Source organism: Bradyrhizobium sp. Kon10 (assembly GCF_055807395.1).
Genome location: NZ_JBVVOZ010000131.1, coordinates 1 through 436 on the forward strand (window position 1 = coordinate 1; position 436 = coordinate 436).

Annotated in this window: 1 protein-coding gene; it reads right to left on the reverse strand. The window is 65.4% G+C overall.

What is annotated here, in order from left to right:
- A partial coding sequence (locus AC0L2O_RS36390; protein ID WP_473373147.1) for a thiolase family protein occupies positions 1–436 on the reverse strand: 436 nt, incomplete at both ends.

Sequence of the window (436 nt, forward strand, 5' to 3'; positions counted from 1 at the left end):
ACTCGTCCTGATATTCGCGGCTGAGCTTGTAGCGCTCGGCGACGATGTCGGCGGTGTCGATCATCGCCATGAAGATATCAGGGGCGACCTTGAGCAGCTCCGGATCGACCGATTCTTTCGGCATGCCGCCGGCGGCAATCGAGATGCTCTCGGTGCCGCCGGCGACGATGCAGTCGGCGCCGTCGGAGCGGATCGAATTGGCGGCCATCGCGATGGTCTGCAGGCCCGAGGAGCAGAAGCGGTTCACGGATACCCCGGCGGTCGTCTTTGGCAGGCCCGCGAGCAGGGCGGCCTGGCGGCCGATGTTCCGCGCACCGTGGGCGGAATTGCCCAGATAACTGTCCTCGACATAATCCTTGTCGACACCGGCGCGCTCGACGGCATGCTTGATCGCGTGGGCCGCAAGGCTCATCGGCGCGGTGATGTTGAACCCGCC